Source organism: Gemmata sp. (assembly GCF_051859125.1).
GTDB lineage: Bacteria > Planctomycetota > Planctomycetia > Gemmatales > Gemmataceae > Gemmata.
In genome coordinates, this window is record NZ_JBHYGG010000283.1 from 18091 (window position 1) to 39589 (window position 21499).

The window sequence follows — 21499 nt, forward strand, 5'->3', positions numbered from 1 at the left end:
GCGGGGTCGCCCGTCATACCGGGTCAGTGCCCGACGTACTTCGCGTACAGGGTGCGGGCCTTGTCCGGCTCGCTCGTGCCCTTGATGATCGCGCGGCCGTCCGGGAACACCGTGAACTCGTACGGGTCGCCGTTCTCGACCAGGTTGAACTTGAGCAGGAACTTGTTGAAGCTCACCGCGCCCGTCTGCTTCAGCACCCCGGCCAGGTACTCGAAGTCGAGCTTGCTCGCGGCCCGGTGGCTCACCTGCACCGCGTTGCGGCCGCACAGCGTCGTCGTCTGCGTGCCGTGCGCGCCGTCGAGCCACTCGAAGTTCCGCTGCGCGCAGCACGGGCACTTGCCCTTGCGGCCCGCGAGCGGCGCGACCTTCACCCGCTTATTCGTGTTCTCCCACACGTTCAGTACGAGCAGTTCGCGGTTCACGGCCGCCTTGTTGCCGGACAGCAGCTTGAGCGCCTCGGCCGCCTGATAACTCGCGACGATGCTCACGACCGGCGAGAGCACGCCCGCCGTTTCACAAGTCCCAGTTTCGCCAGGGGCCGCCGGCGCCTCGAACACGCACCGCAGGCACGGCGTCTCGCCGGGGATGATCGTCATCGTCATCCCCTCGCTGCCGACCGCGCCCCCATAAACCCACGGCTTCGAGTGCTTGAACGCCACGTCGTTGATGAGGTAGCGGATCTCGAAGTTGTCGCTGCCGTCCAGGATGAGGTCGGCGTCCTTGCAGAACTCCTCGATGTTCGTGCGGTTGATGTCGGCCACGATCGGCTCGACGCTCACCGACGAGTTGATCTGCCGGAGCTTGATCGCCGCGGCCTCGGCCTTGGGCATGTTGTTGGCCACGTCGGACTCGTCGAACAGCACCTGGCGCTGGAGGTTCGACGGCTCGACGAAGTCGCGGTCGACGACGCGGACGAACCCGACGCCGGCCCGAACCAGGGTGTTCGCGAGTACGGTGCCGAGCGCGCCGCACCCGCACAGCGTGACGCGGCTGGCAAGGAGCTTCTCCTGACCGGCCTTGCCGATGCCGGGGACCCGCATCTGGCGGGAGTAGCGTTCGAGCGGGTTGGTGTCTGTCATGGTGCGCCGTGAAAGAGTTCAGCCGCGACCGCAAGGGAGCACGCTCCCCTGCGGGCCGCGGCTAAACGAGGGATTCAACCAGTGATTCCGTTGTCTTTGAGGAAGTCCTGCAGGAACCGGACCTGCTGCTTGGGCCACTTCTCGGCCTTGGCGAACCCCGCGAGGGTCGCCATGTCCTCTTTGACCCGGCGGAGCGCGTCGCCGTCGAGCCGCTGCAGGTACCCGACGACGTAGTTCATCGCCTCGTCGGCGACCGCGGGGTTGAGGACGGTCGCCTCGGACCCCTCGAGGAACACGTAGGCGTGCAGCGCCGCGAGCAGCAGCGGGTGGACGCCCAGTTCGTCCGGGATCAGCGGGAACACCGCGGCCCCGTCGGGCGCTTCTTCGGGTGGTGGTGCGTCGTCGGGCATGGGTCAGCCACCGGCCACGGCGGGGATCAGCGCGACGACCACGCCGTCGGTCAGGGCCGTGTCCATCTCGTCGAGGTACCGGATGTCCTCGTTGTTCACGAACACGTTGATGTACGGGCGGATCGCGCCGTTCGCGAACAGCTTCGGCTCCAGGGCCGGGTACTGCTTCACGAGGTCGGCCAGCGCCGTCCCGACCGTCGTCCCGGTCACCGCCACCTCGGTGTGGCCGCCGGCCTGCTCGCGGAGCGGCCCGGGAATCTCAACCTTGATCGCCATCGGTTCCTCTTCGTAGGGCCGGCTGTGCCGGCCGCCTTCTTGTTCACGCCCCGGATTGGCCGGCACAGCCGGCCCTACCCAATCACACGAGGGCGGGTTCGGCCGCCTTCAGGCCGGCCAGGGTCTCGAACGCGGTCAGCGTCGGGGCGATGCTCTCGGGGATGTCGAGCGTGTCGAACACCGCGTCCTGCGTCTTCAGGCCGTTGCCCGTGATGCAGAGCACGATCTCCTCGTCCCGCGGGATGCGGCCGGACTCGATGAGCTTCCGCGCCACGGCGACCGTGGTGCCGCCGGCCGTCTCGGCGAACACGCCCTCGGTCCGCGCCAGCAGCGTCATGCCCTCCACGATCTCGGCGTCGGTCGCGTCCTCGGCCCAGCCGCCCGACTCGCGGATCAGCTTCGCGGCGAAGTACCCGTCGGCCGGGTCGCCGATCGCGAGGCTCTTGCAGATCGTGTTCGGCTTCCGCACCGGCTTGTGCCGCTCGCGGCCGCTCTTGACGCAGTCGCTGATCGGGTTGCACCCGGTCGCCTGCGCGCCCCACATCTTCGTGGTCACCGGCGTGTCCACGAACCCGATGTTGTGCAGCTCGGTGAACGCCTTGTGGATCTTGCCGATGAGCGCGCCGCCGGCCATCGGGCTGACGACGTGCTGCGGGAACCGCCACCCGAGTTCCTCGGCGATCTCGAACCCCATCGTCTTCGACCCCTCGGCGTAGAACGGCCGCAGGTTCACGTTCACGAACCCCCACCCGTACTTCATCGCGATCTGGGTGCAGACCCGGTTCACCTCGTCGTAGGTGCCGGTGAGCTTGATGACCTTCGCGCCGTACACCGCGGTGCCGAGGATCTTGGTCCGCTCCAGGTCGGCGGGCACGAGGATGAACGTCTCCAGGCCGGCGCTGGCGGCCTGGGCGGCGACGCTGTTGGCGAGGTTCCCGGTGCTGGCGCACCCGACGGTCCGCATGCCGAACTCGCGGGCCTTCGACAGCGCGACCGAGACGACGCGGTCCTTGAACGACAGCGTCGGGAAGTTCACCGCGTCGTTCTTGATCCACAGCCGCTCGACGCCCAGCGCGTCGGCGAGGCGGTCGGCGCGGATCAGCGGGGTGCCGCCGACGTGCTCGCCAACGGTGGGGTCGCCGTCGAGCGGGAGCAGTTCGCGGTACCGCCACATGTTCCACGGGCGCCGGTCGAGCTTGGCCTTCGAGAGGGCCGACGCGACGCGGGCGTAGTCGTAGGCGACCTCCAGGGGGCCGAAGTCGTCCACGCAGAAGTTGATGGCGGACTTCGGGTACACTTTGCCGCAGACGCGGCACTTCATCCCGGTGGAAAAGTCGCTCGACACGGAGGCACCCCTGTTGTGATGGCTCGGGCCACGGGGTGAGTCTTGGTCCAGGTGGGACCGCCGGGGAGCCCGGCGGGTGCGGTGAGATAAGAGGAATCGGCGGGGTCGCCCCCGCACGAGATCTTATCTTCCCCGGCCATACCTACTCGCTCGTGGAGTGAGGCGTTTGCCGGGCAGGAGTTAGCACCTGCACCTCGGAGCGGACCTTGCGGTCCGCAACCGGGCCGGTTGCTGTGGCGTCGTCGGGCCTGGCCCCTCAGCCACTCTGGATAAGATACTCACCAGTCTAAGTTGTCAGCTCCGGGCGGCGCGGCCGCTCGGAGTTGAAAGAAGGATAGGGGCCGGACCGACGCGCGGCAACCGAATTGTGGCGAAAATGGCGGCCGCGGTACGATGGCGGGGCCGCGCCGCCGCCCGACGGGGGGAACACGCCGGCGCCGCTTCCGGGGGGAGCCCGCACCCCGAACACACGTGCGGTCGCGCAACCGCGGCGCCCGCGGCACCGACCATAACGCACGAGCGGCCGGCGGGTTGCCCCGCCGGCCGCTCTGGTGTTCGTCGCCCCCGCGTCGCTTACTGCTCGTCCTCGTCGGCGAACTCTTCGAGGCGGCACGAGCGGGTCGGCTGGCGGAGCTTCAGCAGACCGCGGGCCTCGATCTGGCGGATCCGCTCGCGGGTGATGCCGTACTGCTTGGCGACCTCGTCCAGCGTCCGCGGGGTGCCGTCCTTCAGGCCGAACCGGAGCTCGATGACCTCGCGCTCGCGGGGGGCCAGGGACCGCAGCACCTCGCCGATCCGCTCCTTAAGCAGGTGCTGGTCGGCGTGCTCGCCCGGGGTCACGGTGTGGTGGTCGCTCAGGAAGTCCTCGAGCGCCCGCTCGCCGTCGCCGCTGCCGATCGGGTCGTTCAGGCTGATCGGGTGGCGGCCGACCACGCGGAGGCTCCGCATGTCCTCTTCCTTGAGGTCGAGGGCCAAGGCCAGCTCGGCGCTGGTCGGCTCGCGGCCGGTCGCGGCCGTCATCTCCGTGCGCTTCCGCTCCATCCGCGCGAGGGTCGCGATCTGGTGGCACGGCACGCGGACGGTGCGGGCGTGGTCGTGGAGCGCCCGGGTGATCCCCTGCCGCACCCACCAGGTCGCGTAGGTGCCGAACTTGAACTTGAGCCGCCACTCGTACTTGTCGACGGCCCGCATCAGCCCGCGGTTCCCCTCTTGAATGAGGTCGGAGAACGGGAGCCCGCGGTTGCGGTAGTTCTTGGCGATGCTCACCACGAGCCGAAGGTTCGCCTCGGCGAGTTCCTTGCGGACCCGCTGGTACCCCTGCCGCCGCTTCCGCAGCACCTTGACGAGTGCGGTCAGCTCCTCGGGCGTCATCAGGGCGCGGCCCATGCCGTCGCGGAGGATCCGCTGGTTCTTGGCGCGGTCGGCCGGGCACCCGGCGTCGGCGTGGGCGCGGGCCAGGTGCCGCAGCTCGTCGGCGAGGTCGGTGAGTTCGTCCACCCACCGCTCCAGCACCTCGGTCCGCGGCGACAGCTCGTTGGCGAGCTTGCGGCACTTGGCTAGCCGGTGGTACCGGTCCCGCTTCCAGGCCGAGGCGGACCCGGGGAACTCGTCGCGGACCCCGGCCACGAACACCTTCGACTCCTGGTCGAGGAGCGTGGCGAGCGTGGCGAGGTTCTTCTTCAGCCGCGCGATGATCTGCGCCCGGGTGAGCTTCAGCTCCTCGGACGAGTACACGTCGACGTTCGGGTCGATCGGGGTCTGGCCGGCGGCGATCTGCTCGAACTTCTCGAGGACCCGGGTGAGGACGCGGGGGCACAGCAGGGCGGCCGAGCGGAACCGGTTCCGGTGGTGCTCGAGCTTCCGGGCCAGGGCCAGTTCCTTCTCCTTGTTGAGGAGCGGGATGGCCCCCATCTGGCGGAGGTAGAGCCCCAGCGCGTCGTCCGGGCCGCCGGCGTACTCGTCCTCGGGCGGGGCCTCGGCCTCGGAGGCGGCCCCGAACCCCTCGACCCCTTCCAGCGCGGTGTCCTCGTCGCTCACGGCGTCGATGTCGTCGGCCCCGTCCTCGTCGTCCACAACGTCCGCGGCGTCGGCGTCGGCCAGCAGGGTCTCCTCCTCGCGGTCCTCGTCGGGCGGCAGGGCGGCGGCCGACCGGTCGTCGCGGTCGGTGTCGGGCGTCGGCTTGTGCGGCATCATCCGGTTCATGTCCACGTCCATTCCCCGGCCTGGTCCGTTCCAGCCGGCATCGCGAAAGTCTGTTGGGTCCGCGCTTGGGTACGGGTCCGGCAGGGCGCTGCCCTGGTGGTGCCCGTAGCCCGACGGGTATTCGATCTAGTGGGGTATGGCCGATCCGCGACGGTTCCGGGCGTCGCGGAGCGGAGCGAAACACCAACTTAGGCCTCGGGCGTTGGGGCGGCAACCTGCCCCCCAATTCCGACCCCGGGGCGGACCGCAAGGTTCGCACCGGTCGCGCGGAATTGCTCAAGACTCGTGGTATTATACCCGACTCCCGGGCGGCTTCGTGAGATTTGGCCGCTAAAGTTCCGCTGGGTTTCCCGGCCAGACCGTCCCACCGGCAGCACGAGTAAAACGCGCGCCCCGCCGCCGCAAGTGCCCGCCCCGCAAACCCCTGAGGTGCCGCCATGCGCACGCTTCTCGCCCCCATATTCCTGCTCGCGGCCGGCCAGACCGCACGCGCACTCGAACCGGCCGACGTCTGGGTCGTGGTGAACAAGAACGTCCCCGAGTCGCGACAGGTCGCCGACCACTACCTCGCCAGGCGCGGCGTGCCCAAGACCAACGTAATCGAGCTGGATTTGCCCAGGGGCGAGGACATTTCGCGGGCCGACTACGATGCCAAACTCGCCGACCCGCTCCGCACGGCGCTCGCGGAAAAGAAGGACGCGGCGAAGGTGCTGCTGACCACCTACGGCGTCCCGCTGCGGGTCGGCGGGCAGCCGCCCGGCGCCGCGGAGCAGAAGGAACTCGACACGTTCCGCCCGGACCTCGCCCTCGCCCGCAAGCACCTCGCCGAACTGGAGAAGAAGGACCGCGAGCCGCACCCCCTCGACGGGGCGAGGGCCGAGCTCCTGCGGCGCCACGTCACCCGGCTCCAGGCCCGTGAACGGACACTCACCCACCCCGAGAGCCAGGCGTGCGTGGACAGCGAACTCATGCTCCTGTGGTGGCCCAAGTACCCGCTGGAGCGGTGGGTGATGAACCCGGCGCACTTCCTCGCCTCGGAGAAGTACCGCAAGGCGAGCCCGCCGGTCGTCATGACGTGCCGGCTCGACGGCCCCACGGCGGAGATCGCGAAGCGGCTCGTGGACGACGCCGTCGCGGTCGAGGCGAAGGGGCTGAAGGGGACCGTGGTGATCGACTCCCGCGGCATCCCGTTCACCGGCAAGGGCGACATCGGCACCGGGTACGGCGGGTACGACGAGTCGATGCGCGAGGCGGCGGAGCTCCTCGAAGCCGGCGGGATGAAGGTGACGCTCGACACCAAGAACGAGGTGCTCCCGGCGAACAGCGCGAAGGGCGTGGCGCTCTACTGCGGGTGGTACTCGCACGCGAACTTCGTCGACTGCTGCGAGTACGTTCCGGGAGCGGTGGCGTGGCACCTGGCGAGTTCCGAGGCGACGACGCTGCGCCGGCCCGATACGAAGGTGTGGTGCCCGAACCTCCTCAAGAAGGGCGTGTGCGCGACGCTCGGGCCGGTCGCCGAGCCGTACACGGTCGGGTTCCCGAAGCCGGCCGAGTTCTTCGGGTTCCTGGCGACCGGCGAGTACACGCTGGTCGAGGCGTACTCGCGGACGGTGATGCTCGCCAGTTGGATGGGCGTGCTGATCGGCGACCCGCTGTACAACCCGTTCAAGAAGAACCCGAGGGTGAAGGCCGCCGACGTGCAACTCAGCCCCAAGGGCGGCCGGAACATCGTGCCGTGAGAGCGGGGCCGCAGCAAGCCCGCAGCGCAAGCACGTACCGAACTTGAGACCCCTGCTTGCGCTTCTTGAAGTTGCGCGTTCTGGGTTTTTAGCCGCGGATGCGGCGGCGGATGGTAGCCAGGGGTGGAGTGAGCGAAGCGAACGAAACCCCTGGAAAGCGATAACCAACAATGAGCGAGCCCCGGAGGGGCGACAGCGCAACCCGGGTGGGCGGCGTCCGTCGCCCACCCGGGGCTCCACCGGGTGTCACGCGACGCACCAGGGGTTTGCTCACTGCGCTCGCTGCACCCCTGGCAACCGTCCGCCGCCCTTCCAGGGCTGAAAACCAAAACCGAAGAACGCAACTTCACCACGCGCGCTGCGGTCTCGTACTCAAGCCAGTGCGCCGCTCAGTTCCGTCACCAGTTGCCGCACGCCGGCGAGTGCGGCGGCGCGGTCGGTGCCGGCCGCTTCGAGCTTCTTCACCAGGGCGCTGCCGACGATCACCCCGTCGGCGATCTCCTTGAGGTCGCGGACGTGCTCCGGGCGGCTCACGCCGAACCCGACGCACAGCGGCAGGTCGGTCATCGTGCGGAGGCGGGCGAGCAGTTCCGGCACCCCGGCCGACACCTTGGCGCGCTCGCCGGTGATGCCGACGACGCTCACGACGTACACGAACCCGCTGCACGCCTTCACGACCTTCGCGGCCCGTGCGGGCGACGTGGTCGGAGTCACGAGCAGGATCAGCTTGAAGTCGCGGTCGGCGGCGAGCTTCGACAGGTCCTCGGCCTCCTCGACCGGCAGGTCCGGCACGACGGCCCCGCTGAGGCCGGCAGCCTTCGCGGCGTCGATGAACGCCCCCGGGCCGCGCTTGAACATGAGCGAGTACGACGCCATCGCGACGAGCGGGATGCCCGGCTTCACGCTGCCGAGCGTGGCGAAGATGTCCGCGAGTTTGATCTGGTGCGCGAGGGCGCGGGTGTACGACGCCTGGATCACTGGGCCGTCGGCGATCGGGTCCGAGAACGGGAACCCGACCTCGATGAGGTTCGCCCCGCTCTCGGCGACGGCCGGGATCAGGTCGCGGGTGAACGCGAGGTCCGGGTCGCCGGCGGTAACGAACGGCATGAACGCCTTCCGCTTCGCGGCGCGGAGGGTCTGGAAGAGGGTGTCGATCGGGTTCATTGAGAGGGTTGTATGCGCCGCCGGGGCCGGTGTCCGGTCGTGTGGCACGGAGCGGGGTTCGCCCAAGCACACTGCCTGCCGAGGCCGGTGTCCGGTTGGTGCGTGCCTGCGGCGGCGGTTCCGAGTACACTGGCCCGGCACCGAGCCGTCCCACCCCCCCGCCACTGGAGCGCCGCCGTGCCCCACCTCCTCCAGGGCGTCCTGGCCGTCGCACACACGCCGTTCACCGACCGCGACGAGATCGACCCGGTTGCGCTGAAGCGGTCCGTGGACTGGGCGTTCGGCGTCGGTGCCGACGGGATCGGCACCGGCATGGTGTCCGAGACGCTGCGGCTCACGGGCGACGAGCGGGTGGCGCTCGCCCAGATGCTGGTGGAGTTCGCCGCGGACCGCGGGCCGGTGTTCGCCGCGGTCGGGGCCGAGAGCACGAAGCAGGCGCTCGCCTTCGCGGTCGCCGCGGAGAGGGCCGGGTGCGCCGCGGTTATGGCCGTGCCCCCGCTCACGACGCGGCTCGGCGAGGCGCAACTGGTCGACCACTTCCGCGCGATCGCCGACGGCACGGGCATCCCCGTTATCGTGCAAGATGCGTCGGGGTACGTCGGGCAGAGCATCCCGGTCGGTGCGTGCGTGAAGCTGCTCCAGCGGTACGGCCCGGACAAGGTGCTGTTCAAGCCCGAGGGCGCGCCGAACGGCCCGGCGCTGTCGGCCCTCCGCGACGCGACCGACGGGGCCGCGTGGATCTTCGAGGGGTCCGGCGGCATCTTCCTGATCGACAGCTTCCGCCGCGGGATCGCCGGGACGATGCCCGGGATGGACCTCCTCGACGGCGTGGTCGCGGTGTGGAAGGCGCTCCAGCGCGGCGACGAGGACGCGGCCTACCGCGTGTACTTCCCGCTGTGCGCGATCGTCGCCCTCGAACTCCAGGCCGGGCTCGACGGGTTCCTGGCGGTCGAGAAGCACCTGATGGTGAAGCGCGGCCTGTTCCCGAGCGCGCTCCGCCGCCGGCCCTACGGGTACGAACTCGACGCCGAGACCGCCGACGAGGTGGACCGGCTCTTCGAGCGGATGCAACACGCGCTGGCCGAGCGCCCTTAGGGCCGGTGGACGCTCTGCCGTTTTCCTGCCGGGTTCCCCCGAAAGTGGCGGGCCGCCACGGAGGGCGGTCCCTACCGGACCGTTCGCGTTTGGTTTGTAGGGGCCGCCCTCCGTGTTTCCCGCCGGGGTCCCCCGAAAGGGGCGGCGCCCCCCGGCCGGGGGGCCCCTCCGGCCCCTTGGGGTTTGGTTTTTGGGGGGCCGCCCTCCGTGGCGGCCCGCCAACCGCCAATGGTTCCAACCACGCCCTCGGCCTTCTGAGGCTCTGGCCTCTGGTCCCCCCCCGCCCACCGGACCCGCACATGCGCTACACCCTGCTCGCGTTCCTGTGCGGCATCACCGTGATCGCTTACGTCCAGCGGACGGCGATGAACGGCCCGTCGAAGGTGATCGAGGCCGAGTTGCGGCTGACCCCCGAGGACCTCGGGCTCGTGATGGGCGCGTGGTACCTGGGGTACGCGATCTTCCAACTGCCGTCGGGGTGGGTCGCGGACCGGCTCGGGAGCAAGCCGGCGCTCATCCTGTTCGCGCTGCTGTGGTCGGCGTTCACGGCGCTGGCCACGCTGTCGAGTGGGCTCGCTGAACTGCTCGTCGCGTGGTTCCTGATGGGCTCGGCCCAGGCCGGCATCTTCCCGTGCTGTACCAAGGCCATCGGCGCGACGTTCCCGCGGACCCAGCAGGCGCTCGCGTCCGGGATGCTGGCGTGCTTCATGAACCTCGGCGCGGCGATCGGCCCGAAGGTGACCGCCGAACTGCTCGGCCCGCTGACGTGGCAGCAGATCTTCCTGCTGTACGCGGCCCCGGGGCTGGCGTGGGCGGTGGTGTTCGCGCTCGCGGTCCCGCGGCCCGACGGGCCGGCCCCGGCCGCGCCCGTGGACGCGCCGTCGCCCGCGGCGGCGATCGACTGGACGCGGCTCGTCACCGACCGGCAGATGATCCTACTCTTCACCCAGCAGTTCCTCCGGGCCGGGGCGGTGGTGTTCTTCTTCACCTGGTTCGCGCGGTTCCTCCAGGAAACGCGTGGGCTCAGCGCGCAGGACGCGGCCCGGCTCGCCGTGTGGCCGCCGCTCGCCGGCGCGCTGGGCGGGCTGTTCGGCGGCGTGTTCTCCGACTGGGTGCTGGCCCGCACCGGCAACGCGCGGCTCGCCCGCCAGGGGATGGCGTTCGCGGTGCTGCTCGTGTGCGCCGCGGTTGCGCTCGCCGCGTACTTCGTGGCCGACCCGAACGTCGCGGTGCTCCTGATTAGCATCGGGTCGTTCTGCGGGATCGCCGGCGGGGTGAGCGGGTACGCGGTCGCCATCTCCTACGGCGGGAAGCAGGTGGCCACGGTGTTCGCGACGATGAACATGGGCGGGAACTTCGGGGCGACCGTGTTCCCCGCCGTGGTCGGGTGGCTCGGGAAGCGCGGCCGGTGGGACGAGGCGCTGCTGCTGTTCGCGCTGATGTTCCTGCTCAGCGCGGTGTGCTGGGCGGTGCTGAACCCGAAGGGGACGCTGTTCGGCGACACCGAGGAGGGGGCAACGTGACGACCCGCGTCGAGACGCCGCAGAGCCGGTGCGTGGTCGGGTTCGGCCGCGCCGACGTCACGCCGCCGGTCGGCATCTACCACCGCATGTGGGGCGCGGCGCTGCACGACCGCGCCACCGGCGTCCACCGCCCGCTCACCGCAACGGCGCTGTGGCTCGAATCGCTCGACCGCACGCACCGCCAGGTCGTGATCGGCCTCGACCACTGCCTGCTCGACCGCGACGAGTTCGACCGCATCCGCACGCGGGTCGGCGAGTCCCTGGGCATCGGGCCGCACGCGGTGCTCGTCGCGATGGCGCACACGCACGGCTCGGCGTGGATGTCGCGGTCGCGCTCGCACCTCCCCGGCGGCGACCTCATCGCCCCGTACCTCGACGAACTCGTCGAGACGTGCGGGCGGATCGCGGCCGAGGCCGCCGGTCGCGCCGAGCCCGGCACGCTGGTGTACGGCACGGCCCGGTGCGACCTCGCCCGGCACCGCGACTTCTGGGACGCGGCCGCGAAGCAGTTCGTGTGCGGGTTCAACCCCGGCGGTCCGGCCGACGATACGGTCCTCGTCGCGAAGGCGGTCGTCGCGGGCGGGAAGGTGCTCGGCACGGTGGTGAACTACGCCTGCCACCCGACGACGCTCGCGTGGGAGAACACGCTCATCAGCCCCGATTACGTGGGCGCGATGCGTGAGGTAGTCGAGCGGCACACGGGCGCACCGTGCCTGTTCCTCCAGGGCGCGTCGGGGCAACTCGGGCCGCGCGAGGGGTTCGTCGGCGACCCCGCCGTCGCGGACCGCAACGGCCGGCAGCTCGGCTATGCGGCGCTCTCGGGGCTTGAGGCGCTCCCCGAGCCGGGAACGGTCTTCGAGTACGCCGGGCCGGTCGTGTCCGGGGCGACCCTCGGGACGTGGAAGCACAAGCCGCTCGACGCGCAGCAGGAGGCCGCCGCACGCCGCTGGCAGACCCGCGACTTCACCGTGCCGCTGCAGTACCGCAAGGAGCTTCCCACGGAAGCCGAGACGCGGGCCGAGTTGGCCCGGTGGGAGACCGACGAGGCGACCGCTCGCTCTACCGGCGACGCGAACCGAGTAAGCGAGTGCCGGGCGCGTGCCGAGCAGATGACGCGGCAACTGACGCGGCTCGCGGCGCTCCCGGCGGGGAAGGGCTACCCGTTCCCGGTGTCGGTGTCGCGCCTCGGCGGCGCACTGTGGGTGTTCGTGCCGGGGGAACTGTACCAGGAGTTCCAGGTCGCGCTGCGCACGCGCTTCCCGCAGTTCGCGGTGGTCGTCTCGACCATCACGAACGACTGGCAACCCGGCTACCTCCCCGCCGCGCCGAGCTACGGCCACGGCATCTACCAGGACGTCATCGCCGCCGTCAGCCCCGGCAGCCTGGAGGTGCTGATCGAGAGCGTGTGCCGGGAGATTACCACGCTGGTGTAGGGCCGGCTGTGCCGGGCGATGTCATTTCGGGGAGCTTCGTAATGAGACGGCGCGGAACACGCAATCGGACTTACCCGGTGATCTGGTCGGGGCTTGTCGGGGCCAGTGCCGGGGTGGTGCTGGGTAACCTGATAACGTGGGTCCCGAACATCTGGGTGATCCAGGGGACCGATATCACCTGGCTCGTACGCATTGCTCAGGTTGCTCTGATCGGCACAGCACTTGGGGCCGTCGTTGAACTCGGAGCAACGCTCCTCGCCCGCCAACTCCGTTAGAACTCACTGCCCAATGTGGGACGCCGCCGATGAGAAGTTCGCGCGGCACCCCCTCACCCGCGACTCGAAGACTCGTCGCGACCTCTCCCCCGAGACCGGGGGCGAGGTGGGGCGCGCCGGCACATCCTGATCTGTGCGACCCGTGTTGCTCATCAGAGGCCCGGGGGCCACACCTCGCCCCCGGTCTCGGGGGAGGTCGCCGCTGGACTTTGACAGCGGCGGGTGAGGGGGCGACACGCAAAGGCGGACGTGCCAGCGGCACACCACCCGAACTCAATCACGCCCCGTACCGCTTGAGTGCGTCGCGGTTCAGATCGATGCCGAGGCCGGGCTTGTCGGGCAGCGTCAGCATGCCGTCGGCGTCGGGCGAGAACGGGGTCGTGATGAGGTCGTCGATGTACGGCGACGGCGAGAGGAACTCGACGTACTTCGCCACCGGCATCGCGCACGCGAGTTGGATGTCGGCGGCGAGGCCGATCGCGGTGTTCCACCCGTGCGGCACCCACTGCACGTTGCTCTCGTAGGCCGCCCACGCGACCCGCCACGCCTCGGTCAGCCCGCCGCACTTCGTGCAGTCCGGCTGGACGATGTCCACGCACTTCTGCTCGAACAGCGGCCGGAAGCTCTGGCGGCGCGTCAGCACCTCGCCCGTCGCGATCGGCACCGGCGAGTGCCGCCGCAGTTCCGCGAACCCGGCGAGGTCGTCGGGCGGCAGCGGCTCCTCGAACCACACTACGTCGTGGGCCGCGAGCATCTGCGAGGTGCGGAGCGCCCACTTGTAGCCGTGCGGCCAGAAGGCGTCGCTGCCGCCCGCGTCCACCATCAACTCGACCCCGGGGCCGACGGCGTCGCGGGCCGTGCGGACGAGCAGTTCGTCGAACTTCGCGTCCCGGCGGCCGAACGGCTTCCACCCGAGCTTGATCGCCTTGAACCCGCGTGCGACCGCGTGCCGCAGCTTCTCGCGGAGGGCGTCGGGCTCGGCGAACAGGAGCGAGCCGTAGGGCTTGATCTTGGTGCGGTAGACGCCGCCGAGGAGCCGCGCGACGGGCTGGTTCATCAGCTTGCCGAACAGGTCCCACAGGGCGATGTCGATGCCGCTGATGGCGTGCTCGACGCTGCCGCCGCGGCCCTGCCAGAACGTGTTCTGGCGGAGCTTCTCGCTGACCCGGGCCGGCTCGTCGGCGCGCTCGCCGATCAGGAGCGGCCGCAGGAGCGCGAGCGAGGCGGCGACGAGGTGGCTGCTCGTGAACACGCCGCCGACGCCGGCGAGCCCCTCGTCGGTGACGACCTCGACGACGGTGTGGACGTTGTCGCCGGGGGTGAGTTCCTCGGCCCACCCGCCCTCGACGGTGCCGCCCGTCAGGCCCGTGACGCGGACGTCTGCGATCTTCATGCTTGCTCCGATGCAGGATTCACCGCAGAGAACGCCGAGGAAGCGGAGAGAGAACGCAGACGAGTTGACGAACCCACCCGTATGCTCTGGCGTTCTCTCTCCGCGTTCTCCGCGGTGAACAAGGGCTTTACAAGGGCCGCTGGCCCCACGGGGTCGGCATCGTCGGCGGGTGGCGGTGGCGGTCCTTGCGAACGTCCTTGGGCCGGTCCTTGTACCACGTCACGTAGCGCACGAGTTGCTTCACCGCCTCCTCGTAGGCCCGGCGGCCCTTCTCGGGCGTCGCCAGTTCGGCCTCGCCCAGCACGCCCGTGTCGGAGTAACTACTCGTCCACGAGACGACCGTCGCCGGGCCGGCACCGAACAGGTCCACCCACGAGAACGGGCTGTCGTCCTCGTTGAAACTGATCACGCCGTTCTTGATCAGATCCTTGCGCACGTTGTCGCCGTCGAGGTACATGTACAGGCTCGTCTCCAACTCGCACGCGTGGGCACAGCCGCCGGGGAACTTGCTCTCGCGCCACGACGGCAGGAAGCTCTTGTCCACGGTGAGGAGGTTCCACCACGCGACGACGCTGCACTCGGCGTCGGTCTCCAGGTTGGTGCGGCGGGCGACGAGGTCGAGGTTCGGCATGTTCGAGCCGTGGCCGTTCAGCAGGACGATCTTCTTGAACCCGTGGTACGCGAGCGACTTCGTGATGTCGAGCACGTGGTGCATGAAGTGCTCGAAGTCCTGGTTGATCGTGCCCGGGAAGTCCATGACGTGCCCGGTGTACCCGTAGGCGACGACCGGCAGCACGAGGAGCTTGTCGGGCACCTCCTTGCCGGCCCCGGCGGCCACCCCGCACGGGCACACGAGGTCCACGTCGAGCGGCAGGTGCGGGCCGTGCTGCTCGACCGCCCCGCACGGCACGATGCACACCTTCCCCAGATCGACCGCGTCGTTGATCTCGGGCCAGGTGAGTTTTTCGTAACGATACTCGGTCTTCGCGCGACTCATAACGAACTCCGAAGAGGAGCCACGGATGGGCACGGATGAAACACGGACGAGACCAGGACGGAACGAGCCGCACGATCAAAGACCGATCGGCCACGATCCAGACCGACAACCGAGTTTGAGGCACCACACGTCGTTCTCGATCGTGCCTTCATCGGGTTTGATCGTGCGGCTTCTGGTTCTGATCAGATCCGTGTTTCATCCGTGCCCATCCGCGGCTCTGCTTTATTTCGATTCCGCGACCAGGTACTTCTGCACGAACTTCTCGTCGAGCGTCACGCCCAGGCCGGGCCGGTCGGGGACGTGCATCCACCCGTCGGCCGACTGCACCTTTTCGAGGGTCAGCTCGTGCCGCAGCGGCGAGTCCTCGACGCAGTCCTCGAACAGGAACGCGTCGCGGCAGGTGCTGAGCCAGTGGATGCTGGCGGCGACGGTCAGCGGGCTGGTGTAGCAGTGGTTGCACAGCCGCGCCCCGATCTCCTCGACCCGCGAGCGGACGTACGCGGCGTCGGTGAACCCGCACCGCGACAGGTCCACCTGGTACACGTCGAGCGCGCGGCGGTCGATGAGCGGGCGGAACGCCTCGCGGCCGCACTCGCCCTCGCCGGCCGCGATCGGGACCGGGGAGCGGTCGCGGAGCCACACGTACCCGTCGACGTCGTCCTGCCGCAGCGGCTCCTCGAACCACTCCGGCGCGAACTCGGCGAACGCCTGCGCCCGCCGCAGGGCGGTCCGCGCGTCGTACACGCACCCGGCGTCGATGAGCAGGGTGTTGTTCGGGCCGAGCCCCTCGCGGGCGCCCCGCACGAGGTCGATGTCCACCGCCTCCGACGTGCCCATCGGCTCCCACCCGAACTTCACCGCGGTGTACCCCGCGGCCACCCACTTCCGGGCGATGTCGGCCGTCTCCTTGCCGTCGCGGCCGAACAGGATCGAGGCGTACCCGCGGACCCTGTCGTGCCGCTTGCCGCCGAGGAGCCGGTGGACCGGCTGGCCGAACGCCTTGCCCTTGAGGTCCCACAGGGCCATGTCCACCGCGGCCATCGCCGTAATGCCGACGGCCGTGCGGCCGAAGTACATCGTGCGGCGGTACATCTTGGCCCACAGCCGCTCGTGCTCGAGCGGGTTCTCGCCGACGAGCAACTGCCGCAGCCCGCACGCGATGTTGTGGCTGAACGGCGCGTCCACGATGGCCTTCACCACCTCGGGCGACGAGTCGGCCTCGCCGACCCCTTCGAGGCCGTCGTCGGTGCGGACCCGGACCAGGACCGAGTCCTGGCTGCTCGCGGTCTTCGCCGCCACGTTCGGGATGCGGAGGATCTGGCAGACGACCTGGGTGATCTTCATTGCGGGGGTCTCTGGGGCCGGTCAGACAAAAGCCGAAGCGATGGGACGCGGATGACGCGGACGAAAGGCAGGATGAAGAGGATCGGACAAGAACCGGATTGTGTCCGATCGGCTTTCGATCCCGTCGTTCATCCGCGTCGTCCGCATCCGGTCGCTTGTCACGCGATCATTTCTTTCACGACGCGGCCGTGGACGTCGGTGAGGCGGAAGTCGCGGCCGGCGTAGCGGAACGTCAGCTTCTCGTGGTCGAACCCGAGTAGGTGGAGCATGGTCGCGTGCAGGTCGTGGACGTGGACCTTGTTCTCGACCGCGGCGAACCCGAACTCGTCGGTCGCGCCGACGACCGTGCCGCCCTTCACCCCGCCGCCCGCGAACCAGCAGGTGAACCCGTAGTGGTTGTGGTCGCGGCCGTTGAGCGCCGGCAGTTCGGCGACCGGGGTGCGGCCGAACTCGCCGCCCCACTGCACGAGCGTCTCGTCGAACAGGCCGCGCTGCTTCAGGTCGCTCAGGAACGCGGCGATGGGCCGGTCCCACTGGCCCGCGAGCGCCTTGTGGCTGGCGGAGATGTTGTCGTGGTTGTCCCACGGCTGCCCGGCCCCGCTCCACAACTGAACCACCCGCACGCCGCGCTCGATGAGCCGCCGGGCGATGAGCAGTTGCCGCCCGTGGACCGTCTCGCCGTACATCTCGCGGACCTTCTTCGTCTCGCGCGTGAGGTCGAACACGTCGGCCGCCTCGGACTGCATGCGGAACGCCAGCTCGAACGTGCGGATGCGGGCCTCGAGTTGCGGGTCGCCGGCGCGGTCGCGGAGGTGCTTGTCGTTGAGCGCCGCGACGAGGTCGAGTTGCTCGCGCTGGCGGTCCGGGCCGAGGTCGGCGTTGCGGATGTGGGCGACGAGCTGCTCGACCCGCGTGTGCTGGCTGTCGATGTACGTCCCCTGGTGGACCCCCGGGAGGAACGCCGACCGCCAGTTCTGCGTGGTGACGATCGGGTAGCCGCCGGGGCACATCACCACGAACCCGGGCAGGTTCCGGCTCTCGCTCCCGAGCCCGTAGGTGACCCAGCTCCCGAGGCTCGGCCGGGGCTGCCGCGCCTCGCCGCAGTTCATGAGCAGCAGCGACGGCTCGTGGTTCGGCACGTCGGCGTGGACGCTGCGGACGACGCAGATGTCGTCGATGTGCGCCGCGGTGCGGGCGAACAGCTCGCTGACCTCGATCCCGGACCGCCCGTACTTCTGGAACGCGAACGGCGACCGCATGGCCGCGCCGGTCTTCCGCTCGGTGCGGAGGTTGCCGCTCGGGATCGGCTTGCCGTGGTACTTGTCGAGGAGCGGCTTCGGGTCGAACGTGTCGACGTGCGACGGGCCGCCGTTCATGAACAGGTGGACGACGTGCTTCGCCTTCGCGGGGAAGTGCGGGGCCTTCACCGCGAGCGGGTCGACGACCCTGGGGGCGTCGCCCGCCTCCGCGAGCACGCCGGCGAGGCCGACCGTGCCGAGGCCGGTGCCGCAGCGCGCGAGCATTTCCCGACGCGACAGGGGAGCGGGCAGGGGAAGGGGGGAGGGCATCGGCGGCACCAGACCGGCGGGTGGGGTTCGCGGCGAGCGGGAACCATACCCTACCAGACGCGGTCACGCCTTTCCCAGCACCAAATCCACGACCCAGCACCCGCGGGCGTGCGGGCCGGTGTCGCGGCAGTGGGTCAGCACGTCGGCGTTGTCGCACCCCGCGTCTTGAAGTGCGTCCGCGAGGATCGGCAGGCGGTCGAAGGCACGGTCGTCGTAGATGCCCTGCGCGAGTTGCACCACCGTGGACGTGCGCCACTCGGGATCGAGCACTACGGGCCGGAACGGGTTGCCGAAGATGCAGCGGACGAGCGCGGCTTGTACCCTCTGCGCTTTCTGCGAGGCGAACTCGGCGTCCCCTTTCGTCTCCAGTCGCGATATGTGGGCCGCAAAGTCTCCGCAAAAGCCGACGGCGTTCTCGGCAATCGGGTCGCACGCTGCAATCGTGGCACGTCGTGCCAACTCGTTCACGTCCGCGGTGGGCATCCACGGCGTCGAGCTGTGGAGTTGGGTGACTTCGCCGGCGCGAACGAGCTTGTCCGCGAGCCGTTCGACCAGTTCAATCCGGCCGACCGACCGCGCATCGCCAACGAAGTGCCGTTCAACGGTGCGGCAGATCGCCACTGCGAGGAGACGGAGTTTACGCCGCCCGGCGGCTTTCTTGTGAACGTGTTGTTTACTGCGTAGGTAGTAAATCAAGGGGCCGGGTTCGTACCAACCCAGCCAGTCCTCGTTTGCCATGAATCGCGGTTCGCCGGTCACGAGTTGATCGGCACGCCGGTCCAGGCCATGCGGGCGGCCTCGCCGAGCGCCTCGCTCAGCGTCGGGTGCGAGTGGGTGCAGCGGGCGATGTCCTCGGCGCTGCCCTTGTACTCCATGATCGTCACGCACTCGGCGATCAGGTCCGACGCCCGCGGCCCCAGGATGTGAACGCCCAGCACGCGGTCGGTCTTCGCGTCGGCCAGCACCTTTACCCAGCCGTCGGTCTCGTCCATCGCCTTCGCGCGGCCCGACGCGATGAACTTGAACTTGCCGACGCGGTACTCGACGCCCTTCTCCTTCAACTGCTCCTCGGTCAGCCCGACGCTCGACACCTCGGGCCAAATGTAGATCACACTCGGGATCGCGTCGTAGTTGATGTGCGGCTTCATCCCGCCGAGTTGCTCGGCGAACACGATGCCCTCCTCGGTCGCCTTGTGCGCGAGCATCGGGCCGGCGATCAGGTCGCCGATCGCGTACACGCCCGCGGCGCTGGTCTTGAAGTGCGAATCGACCTCGACGCGGCCGCTCTTCGCGTCGAACTTCACGCCGGCGGCTTCGAGGCCGAGCCCCGCAGTGTACGGTCGGCGGCCGACGGCCACGAGCACGCGGTCGCCGGTGAAGCTGAGCGCCTTCCCGTCCTTCGACTGGGCCGTCACGGTCACCTGGTCGCCCTTCACGGTTGCGCCGGTCACCTTCGTTTCGAGGTGGAACTCCAGCCCCTGCCTGGTGAGGATCTTCTGCACCTCGGCGGACACCTCGCCGTCGGCGATGGTGAGGATGCGGGGCAGGAACTCGAGCACCGTCACCTTCGCGCCGAGCCGCTTCCACACCGACGCGAGTTCCAGGCCGATGTACCCGCCGCCGACGACGATGAGGTGCTTCGGCACCGGGTTGTAGTTCAGCGCGTCGGTCGAGCTGCCGATGAACTTGCCGTCGTACTTCATGAACGGCAGCTCGACGCTCTCGCTGCCCGTCGCCAGCAGGATGTTCTTCGCCTCAAGCACCGACTTGCTGCCGTCGGCGGCCGTGACTTCGACCTTGCCGCCACCGAGCAGCTTCCCGGTGCCGTAGACCGGCGTGACCTTGTACTTCTTGAACAGCCCGGCGACGCCGCCGGTGAGGTCGGAGACGACCTTGTCCTTGCGCTTCAGCATCGCGTCGAGGTCGAGCGCGACGCTGCCGACCTTGATGCCGTGGCGGCCGAGCTTGTGGAGCGTCGTCTCGTACATCTCGCTGGAGTCGAGCAGCGCCTTGCTGGGGATGCACCCGACGTTCAGGCACGTCCCGCCGAGCGCCTTGTTCGGGCGCTTCTCGACGCACGCGACCTTGAGCTTGAGCTGCGCCGCCCGGATCGCCGCGGCGTACCCGCCCGGCCCGCCGCCGATGACAACGAGGTCGTACTGCTCAGCCATCTTGACTCCGTGCTGTCAGCTATCAGCCGTCAGCTATCAGCCAAAGAACTTTGCTGACGAACTGCACCGATAGTCTGATCTTTAGTTTTGCTGATAGCTGACAACTGATCGCTGACAGCTCCTACACTTCGAGCAGCATCCGCTCGGGGTTCTCGACGCACTCCTTGATCCGCACCAGGAACTGCACGGCGTCGCGGCCGTCGATGAGGCGGTGGTCGTAGCTGAGTGCGAGGTACATCATCGGGCGGACCACGATCTGGTCGTTCACCACCACGGCCCGCTTCATGATGCTGTGCATCCCGAGGATCGCGACCTGCGGGGGGTTCAGGATCGGCGTGCTCATCATCGACCCGAACAGCCCGCCGTTGGTGATCGTGAACGTGCCGCCCTCGAGGTCGGTGAACGCGATCTTCCCGTCGCGGGCCTTCTTCGCCAGTTCGCCGATCTTCTTCTCGATGTCGGCGAACCCGAGCTTGTCGGCGTCGCGCACGATCGGCACCATCAGCCCCTTGTCGGTGCTGACGGCGACGCCGACGTCGTAGAAGTCCTGGTGGACGATGTCGGCGCCGTCGATCCTGGCGTTCACGAGCGGGAACGCCTTGAGCGCCTCGACCGCGGCCTTCACGAACACCGACATGAACCCGAGCTTCGCGCCGTGCTTCTTCTCGAACCTCTCGTTGTACTTCGCACGCAGCTCCTGAATGGCCGTCATGTCGGCCTCGTTGAACGTCGTCAGCGTGGCCGTCGTGGTCTGCGACTCGAGGAGCCGGGCCGCGATCCGCTTGCGGACCTGCGTCATCGGCTCGCGGCGCGACGACCGCGGGCCGGCCGGGACCGCGGGGGCCGGCTTCGCCGCCGGTGCGGGCTCGGCCGCCTTGCCGTTGCCACCAGCCTTGGCGGAACTCGCGGCGACCGCGTCTTCCTTCAGGATGCGGCCGCCGGGGCCGGTGCCGGTCACGTCGCCGGGCTTGAGGCCGGCCTCGGCCAGCACGCGGCTCGCGGCCGGTGAGGCGACCGCCTCGGCCTTCTTCGGCGGGCCGGGAGCGTCAGCGACCGGAGCACTTGCCTCGGCCTTCGCGGGGGCCGCCTTCGCCGGCGCGGCACCGTTGGCGGGGGCCTTCGCGTCGGTGTCGATCCTCGCGACGACCGCGCCGACCTGCACCGTCTCCCCCTCGGCGACGAGGATCTTCAGCACCCCGGCGGCGGTCGCCGCGACCTCCTGCGTGGCCTTGTCGGTGCCCAGTTCGAACAGCGGCTCGTCCACCTTCACGAACGCGCCGTCGGGCTTCATCCAGCGGTTCAGCGTCCCCTCGCTGATCGACTCGCCGGCCCGCGGCACCACGACTTCTTCCAGCGGCATCGGTCGCTCCCGTTTTGGCTCGTTCTGTTGACCCGTTCGCCCCACGCGGGCCGCCACGGAGGGCGGCCCCGACAAACCAAATAAGGGACCAGCATTGTGGGGGGCCCCCCCCGGGCCGCCCCCCC

The 21499-nt window shown here is 69.5% G+C and carries 17 protein-coding genes and 1 riboswitch; of the genes, 4 read left to right on the forward strand and 13 right to left on the reverse strand.

Translation table 11 applies throughout. The annotated features are described in order from the left end of the window. Positions 1-23: 23 nt before the first annotated feature. The 5 genes from ACTIGN_RS29205 to ACTIGN_RS29225 form a co-directional block, all read right to left on the reverse strand. Positions 24-1079, reverse strand: coding sequence for a ThiF family adenylyltransferase (locus ACTIGN_RS29205; RefSeq protein WP_439630560.1), 1056 nt, complete (start codon positions 1077-1079; stop codon positions 24-26). Positions 1080-1153: 74 nt separating this feature from the next. Further along, a complete protein-coding gene (locus tag ACTIGN_RS29210) occupies positions 1154-1489 on the reverse strand; it encodes a hypothetical protein (RefSeq protein WP_439630562.1) in 336 nt (111 codons plus the stop codon). Between the two features lie 3 nt (positions 1490-1492). After that, positions 1493-1765: a ubiquitin-like small modifier protein 1 gene (locus ACTIGN_RS29215; RefSeq protein ID WP_439630564.1), complete on the reverse strand. Its 273-nt coding sequence runs from the start codon at positions 1763-1765 to the stop codon at positions 1493-1495. Positions 1766-1847: 82 nt separating this feature from the next. Continuing rightward, the gene (gene thrC / locus ACTIGN_RS29220; RefSeq protein ID WP_439630566.1) at positions 1848-3110 is read right to left on the reverse strand and encodes a threonine synthase; all 1263 of its coding nucleotides are present in this window, start codon (positions 3108-3110) and stop codon (positions 1848-1850) included. Positions 3111-3230: 120 nt separating this feature from the next. After that, positions 3231-3386, reverse strand: a riboswitch (SAM riboswitch). A 297-nt stretch (positions 3387-3683) separates the two neighbouring features. Next, entirely contained in the window at positions 3684-5312 is a 1629-nt protein-coding gene (locus tag ACTIGN_RS29225) for an RNA polymerase sigma factor RpoD/SigA (protein WP_439630568.1), read from the reverse strand. 437 nt (positions 5313-5749) lie between these two features. Here ACTIGN_RS29225 and ACTIGN_RS29230 point away from each other — a divergent pair, with 437 nt between their 5' ends. Then, on the forward strand, positions 5750-7051 hold the full coding sequence (locus ACTIGN_RS29230) for a TIGR03790 family protein (RefSeq protein WP_439630570.1): 1302 nt from the start codon (positions 5750-5752) through the stop codon (positions 7049-7051). Positions 7052-7423: 372 nt separating this feature from the next. Here the strand turns inward: ACTIGN_RS29230 and trpA are convergent, their stop codons facing one another. Then, entirely contained in the window at positions 7424-8215 is a 792-nt protein-coding gene (gene trpA / locus ACTIGN_RS29235; protein ID WP_439630572.1) for a tryptophan synthase subunit alpha, read from the reverse strand. 177 nt (positions 8216-8392) lie between these two features. Here trpA and ACTIGN_RS29240 point away from each other — a divergent pair, with 177 nt between their 5' ends. From ACTIGN_RS29240 to ACTIGN_RS29250, 3 genes are all read left to right on the forward strand, one after another. Next, positions 8393-9310 (forward strand): dihydrodipicolinate synthase family protein, encoded by a 918-nt coding sequence (locus tag ACTIGN_RS29240; protein ID WP_439630574.1) that lies wholly within the window; start codon positions 8393-8395, stop codon positions 9308-9310. A 299-nt stretch (positions 9311-9609) separates the two neighbouring features. Further along, entirely contained in the window at positions 9610-10833 is a 1224-nt protein-coding gene (locus tag ACTIGN_RS29245; protein WP_439630576.1) for an MFS transporter, read from the forward strand. Next, a complete protein-coding gene (locus ACTIGN_RS29250) occupies positions 10830-12266 on the forward strand; it encodes a neutral/alkaline non-lysosomal ceramidase N-terminal domain-containing protein (protein WP_439630578.1) in 1437 nt (478 codons plus the stop codon). The genes ACTIGN_RS29245 and ACTIGN_RS29250 overlap by 4 nt, the downstream gene beginning before the upstream one ends. A gap of 552 nt (positions 12267-12818) precedes the next feature. On the opposite strand, the gene ACTIGN_RS29255 is transcribed toward ACTIGN_RS29250, so the two are convergent. The 7 genes from ACTIGN_RS29255 to odhB form a co-directional block, all read right to left on the reverse strand. Further along, entirely contained in the window at positions 12819-13934 is a 1116-nt protein-coding gene (locus ACTIGN_RS29255; protein ID WP_439630580.1) for a mandelate racemase/muconate lactonizing enzyme family protein, read from the reverse strand. Between the two features lie 127 nt (positions 13935-14061). Beyond that, a complete protein-coding gene (locus ACTIGN_RS29260; RefSeq protein ID WP_439630581.1) occupies positions 14062-14931 on the reverse strand; it encodes a creatininase family protein in 870 nt (289 codons plus the stop codon). Between the two features lie 222 nt (positions 14932-15153). Further along, complete coding sequence (locus tag ACTIGN_RS29265; protein WP_439630583.1) at positions 15154-16275, reverse strand: mandelate racemase/muconate lactonizing enzyme family protein; 1122 nt, start codon at positions 16273-16275, stop codon at positions 15154-15156. A 158-nt stretch (positions 16276-16433) separates the two neighbouring features. Then, complete coding sequence (locus ACTIGN_RS29270; RefSeq protein WP_439630585.1) at positions 16434-17798, reverse strand: DUF1501 domain-containing protein; 1365 nt, start codon at positions 17796-17798, stop codon at positions 16434-16436. Positions 17799-17906: 108 nt separating this feature from the next. Beyond that, positions 17907-18581 (reverse strand): hypothetical protein, encoded by a 675-nt coding sequence (locus ACTIGN_RS29275; RefSeq protein WP_439630587.1) that lies wholly within the window; start codon positions 18579-18581, stop codon positions 17907-17909. 17 nt (positions 18582-18598) lie between these two features. Then, positions 18599-20014, reverse strand: coding sequence for a dihydrolipoyl dehydrogenase (lpdA, locus tag ACTIGN_RS29280; protein WP_439630588.1), 1416 nt, complete (start codon positions 20012-20014; stop codon positions 18599-18601). Between the two features lie 121 nt (positions 20015-20135). Further along, on the reverse strand, positions 20136-21374 hold the full coding sequence (odhB, locus tag ACTIGN_RS29285; RefSeq protein WP_439630590.1) for a 2-oxoglutarate dehydrogenase complex dihydrolipoyllysine-residue succinyltransferase: 1239 nt from the start codon (positions 21372-21374) through the stop codon (positions 20136-20138). Positions 21375-21499 lie beyond the last annotated feature (125 nt).